Genomic DNA, 5,773 nt, shown 5'->3' with positions numbered 1-5,773 from the left:
CCCCCGCCCCCGCCCGAGGACGCAGGCGCCATGAGCATCGCCGAAGTCCAGGGAACAGGCATTGCCAGCCCCTTTGAAGGCTCCATTGTCACCACCAAGGGCAAGGTCACGGCCGTCTACCCCGACGGCGGCTTCAACGGCTACTTCATCCAGACCCCCGGCACCGGCGGGGACCTGGACCTCGCCACGCACAAAGCCTCGGACGGCGTATTTGTCTACTCGCCCTCCACGGTCCGCAGCGTGAAGATCGGCGACTACGTCGAGGTCAAGGGGCTGGTCTCCGAATTTGGTGGCGCCGCGGACGCCAACAAAACCACCGAGGTCAACGTTTCCGCCGGCGACATGACAGTGCTGTCGGACCCCGCCGCAGAGGTCAAGGCCACCGTGCTGAAGTCCCTCCCGGCCACCGATGCTGAACGCGAAACCCTCGAGGGCATGCTGGTGGCGCCGCAGGGCACCTTCACCATCACCGACAACTACTCGCTGAGTAGCTACGGCGAGATCGGCCTGGCCGCCGGCACGACGGCGCTGGTCCAGCCCACCGCGGTGGCCCCGTACGGGTCCGTGGAGTACGCCGCGCAGGTGGCCGAGAATGCTGCCCGCGCCATCAAGCTCGACGACGGCTCCAGCGCCAACTACTCCACCACGGGTTCCTCCATCCCCCTCCCGTGGCTCAGCGCCGGCACCCCGATGCGGGTCGGCTCGCAGGGCGAGTTCAGCTCCAACGTCATCTTTGACAACCGGAACAACGCCTACAAGTTCCAGCCCCTGGAACCGCTGACGGCGGCCAACGCGGCCTCCGTGCAGCCCATCGCTTTCGGCAACAACCGCGAGGCAAAGCCCAAGGACGTGGGCGGCAACCTCAAGGTGGCCTCCTTCAACGTGCAGAACTACTTCCCCACCACGGGGGACCAGGACCCTGCCTGCCAGTTCTACACCGACCGTGAAGGCAACCCCCTCACGGTCAAGGGCGGCTGCCTGCAGCGCGGCGCCGCGAATGCGGCAAGCCTGAAACGCCAGCAGGACAAGATCGTCTCCGGCATCAACGCTTCAGGCGCCGACGTCCTCTCCCTGGAGGAGATTGAAAACTCCGCCAAGTTCGGCAAGGACCGCGACAACGCACTGTCCATCCTGGTGGCCGCACTGAACACCGCAGCCCCCGGCACCTGGGACTACGTCCGCTCCCCCGCAACGCGCCCGGCTGTGACCGACGAGGACGTCATCCGGACGGCCTTCATCTACAAAAAGGCCGTGGCCGAGCCCGTGGGCGGCTCCGTGATCCTGGACGATGCAGCCTTCACCGGCATTGCCCGCCAGCCGCTGGCCCAGGCATTCAAGATGGTGGGCGCACCGGATGCCTCCAAGGTGCTGATGATTGTGAACCACTTCAAGTCGAAGGGTTCGGCCATCGGCAGCGACACCGACAAGGGACAGGGCAACTCCAACCTGGCCCGCACTGCCCAGGCCAAGGCGCTGCTGGCATTCTCGAATGCACAGCAGGCAGCACAGGGCACGCAGAAGGTGCTGCTGATCGGTGACTTCAACGCGTACCTGCACGAAGATCCGATCAACGTCCTCACGGGCGCCGGCTACGTGGACCAGGACGCCAAGACCACCAAGCACTCCTACAGCTACGGCGGCATGGTGGGTTCCCTGGACCACATCCTGGCCTCGCCTGCTGCCGAGGCCATGGTCACGGGCGTGGACATCTGGAACATCAACTCCGCCGAGTCCATTGCCATGGGCTACAGCCGCTACAACAACAACGTCACCGACTTCTATGACACCTCGGCCTTCGCAGCCTCCGACCACAACCCCGTGGTAGTTGGCCTGAAGATGGCCCCGACTCCCGGAAGCACCCAGGAAGTCAACCTCCTGAACATCAATGACTTCCACGGCCGCATCGACTCCAACACGGTGAAGTTTGCCGGCACGGTGGAGCAGCTGCGCGCCGCCTCCGGAGACGCCAACACCGCATTCCTGTCCGCGGGCGACAACCTCGGCGCCAGCCTGTTCGCCTCCGCATCGCAGGATGACAAGCCCACCATCGACGTGCTGAACGCGCTGGGGCTGTCGGCCTCCGCCGTCGGAAACCACGAATTCGACAAGGGCTACGCGGACCTTGACGGCCGCATCCGCACCGCCGCCACGTGGGACTACCTCGGCGCCAACGTATACGCCAAGGGCACCACCACCCCGGTGCTTGACGAATACAAAGTCATCGATGTCAACGGCGTGAAAGTGGCCGTCATCGGCGCCATCACACAGGAGACACCCACCCTGGTGACCCCGTCGGGGATCGCCAACCTGGACTTCGGCGATCCCGTCGCAGCAGTCAACCGCGTCGCGAAGAAGATCACCGACGGCCACCTGGCCGACGTCATCGTGGCCGAGTACCACGAGGGTGCCGGGGCGGGAACGCCCGACGGCGCCACCCTGGGCCAGGAGATTGCCGCCGGCGGGGCGTTCGCCCAGATCGTTGACACGACCTCCCCGTCCGTCAACGCCATCTTCACCGGCCACACGCACAAGCAGTATGCGTGGGACGCACCGATCCCTGGTGTTGCCGCCGATGCCGCACTGAAGACCCGCCCCGTCCTCCAGACGGGCAGCTACGGCGAGTTCATTGGGCAGATCCAGCTGACTGTGGACGCCACCACCCACCAGGTGAAGTCGTACACGCAGCGCAACGTGGCCCGTTCGACCACCGCCGACGCCACACTGGTTGCCAGCTACCCGCGCGTTGCCGCCGTCAAGACCATCACGGACAAGGCCCTGGCCGACGCCAAGGTGGCCGGCAGCGTCAAGGTTGGCGAAATTTCCGCCGACATCACCACGGCCCAGACCACTGACCCGGCAACGGGCACCGTCAGCCGGGACGACCGTGCCAGCGAATCGACGCTGGGCAACCTGGTGGGCAACGCCCTCCTGGATGCGCTGAAGTCGGAGCAGACGGGCGGCGCCGAGATCGGCGTCGTCAATCCCGGAGGCCTCCGCGCGGACCTGCTCTACAAGAACGCCGGCTTCGCCGACGGCGTGGTCACCTACGCCAACGCCAACGCGGTGCTGCCGTTCGTGAACAACCTGTGGACCACCACCCTCACAGGCGCCCAGGTGAAGACCATGCTGGAACAACAGTGGCAGACCAACGCTGACGGCAGCATCCCCAGCCGCCCGTTCCTGAACCTGGGCCTGTCGTCCAACATGTCCTACACCTACGACGCCACCCGGGCGCTGGGCGACCACATCACCTCGGTCACCATCAACGGCGCGCCGCTGGATTCCGCCCGCAACTACCGCGTGGGCACGTTCAGCTTCCTGGCAACGGGCGGCGACAACTTCCGCGTGTTCACCCAGGGCACCAACACCAAGGATTCCGGCCTCATTGACCGCGACGCCTGGATCAAGTACCTGGGTGAGCAGTCCGCCAAGGCCCCGATCGCCCCGGACTTCTCACGCCGCGGCGTGGAGGTTGAAGGCAACCCGGCAGTGGTGGACGCCAAGGGCACCGTCAGCTTCCAGCTCAACAAGCTGGACCTTACCTCCCTCGGCAGCCCGAAGAACACCTCCGTCACGGTCCAGTTCACCGACAGCAAGGGCAAGACAACCGTGGTTGACACGGTGGGCGTGAGCAACGGTTCCGCCAAGGTCACCTTCCAGCTGCCGGCCGACGCCCGCACCGGAGGCACCATCACCATCAGCGCCGTACCCAGCGGCACCACGGTGAGCCTGCCGGTAACCATCACCAACCCGAATGCGCAGTGCAAGCCCAACCCGGGCAGCAAGGCCTGCGTCTAGACCGCAGCACGACAACGGCGCACCTCCTTTCCGCTTTCAGGTCCGTGAAAGCGGCCGGGGAGGTGCGCCGTCGTTTGGGGACTTTCCCCCGGGGCAAAACTCGACTCGAGTTCTGCCCCGGGTGCACCTGGGGCAAAACCCACCACGAGTTTTGCCCCAGAGGGAAGTCCGCGTAAAGGCGGATGGGGTTCAGGCCAGGATGTCAGCCGCGATGGCGTCGGCGTCCAGCACGGTGCGGTAGCCGCTGCGGTATTCGGCGCCGGCCTGGGCGGCGATGGCCGTGCCCCACTGCACGGAGGAAAGCTGCAGGCCCAGCACGTACAGCCCGGGCACCGGCGTGCCGGCACCGTCGAGCGGACGGTAGGGGGGCCCTGACACGTCCAGGCCGCTCGTGACGACGGCGCCGCCGTCGGCCGCCAGCATCACCCGGGGCCGGGCCAGACCGTCCGCCTGCAGGTTGTTCAACAGGCGCGACGCGGTGCCCTGCACGCGGTTGGCCGGGGCCAGTGCCTCCACCAGGTGCCGGGCATGCCACGGTTCGGCGTCAACCCAGGGCGAGGACAGCTGGAAGAGCCCGTGCTGGATGCGGAAGACCGGGTCAGGTCCGGAGAAGTGCACCACGCCTGCGCGCACCAAGGCCGCCAGCTGCTCCATCCGCAGCGCGGGAGGCCCGCTGGCCAGGCCCTCGACAAAACCTTCAAACCAGCCGCGCAGCTCGCCCAGCCACGACTCCTGCGTGATGCCGCCGTCCGCCACCAGCGACTTGATGATGGCCCGCCCAGCATTTAGGGCGCCGATGGCCATCTTGACAGGGTCCTCCTCGCCGCGGGCCGAACTGGCGGCGTCGTCGGCCAGGTAGGCCAGCACCGCCGCATCCAATTCGGCCTGCGAGCCGAAACGGTGCTTGCCTCCGGGGCGCAGGGGGTGGTGGGACAGCGGCCTGGCCAGCGCGGCCAGGTCCAGCGCCCGCTCTTCCGCCACATGCCGGGCCGTCAGGGACTTCAGCCGCTCAGCCCAGTCCACGCCGTCGCCGTCGAGCCCGGAATGCAGCAGCGCGTCCAGCTCCGGCAGGAATCCCGCGGCAAGGGCATCCGGGGAGCTGCGCCCCAGCGTGGTGTAGTACGCCCACAGTGTGTCCCGGTGGAGCAGCGGCCAGATGTCGTGTTCAAAGCCGGCCGTGGCGCCCATGGCACGGATCTTGGCGACGGCATCCTCGCCCAGGAAGCGCAGTTCCACGCTGGCCGGGTAGTAGCTCTCCAGCGCGGCCTTGGCGCGGTAAGGCGTGCCGCGCCGCGACGCCCCCACCACCACCGGCTCCCGTCCGGAGGGCACATAAGTGAGCGCGCCGCCGTCGGCCGCGGTGGTTTCAAAGCGGCCGCCGCGACCCTCGGTCAGCTGCCCCAGCACGTCAAAAAAGTTCAGCCCCATGCCGCGCACCAGCACGGTGGCACCCGCGGGGAGCTGGTCCCAGTCAACATCGTTCGGCACGGCAGGGGGCAGGTAGCTGAGCCCATTGGCGCGGGCGTCGTCGCGGAATTCGCGCTGCGCCGGGCTCAGCCGCGTCTCCACGTGCCCCAGCGCCAGGACCACCTTGTCCGCGTGCAGCGTTTCCCCGTTGAGAAGCTCGACGCCGTAACCACCGTTTTCGTGGTCCCTCGCCACCCGCCTGGCCTCGGCACGGTGGTGGGTGACGGTGGCGCCGTCGGGCAGCTTTTCCAGCAGCCGTGCCACGCACCACGAAAGGTAGCGGCCGTAGAGGGCCCGGCTGGGAAAGCCTGTGGCGGTGAGCTGGGCCAGCTCCGCACGGTCGCCCTCGCTGAGTGCGGGGTCCGGGGTTTGGCGCATCCGGCCGCGCCAGTCGTTGAAGCTGCAGCCGGCCAGGGGCGCTGCGGAAACACCTTGATCGGGAATCAGCGTGGGGAAGAATGACTGTGTGTTCATCAGGTACAGCCGGGACTGTTCCGTGCGCCACACG

1 protein-coding gene and 1 pseudogene are annotated in these 5,773 nt (G+C 67.4%); one reads left to right on the top strand and one right to left on the bottom strand.

The window, feature by feature from the left end; translation table 11 throughout:
* A pseudogene (locus LPN03_RS20330) lies at positions 1 to 3,777 on the top strand (ExeM/NucH family extracellular endonuclease); the annotation flags it as partial.
* A 210-nt stretch (positions 3,778 to 3,987) separates the two neighbouring features.
* Here the strand turns inward: LPN03_RS20330 and LPN03_RS20325 are convergent.
* Positions 3,988 to 5,773: FAD/NAD(P)-binding protein (locus LPN03_RS20325; protein ID WP_262455698.1), on the bottom strand; the 1,786-nt coding region annotated here is incomplete at its 5' end.

It is taken from the genome of Arthrobacter sp. A2-55, assembly GCF_025548615.1.
Lineage (GTDB): Bacteria > Actinomycetota > Actinomycetes > Actinomycetales > Micrococcaceae > Specibacter > Specibacter silviterrae.
Note: the sequence above shows the minus strand (reverse complement) of the source record. Positions and strands in the feature narration are given on the sequence as shown.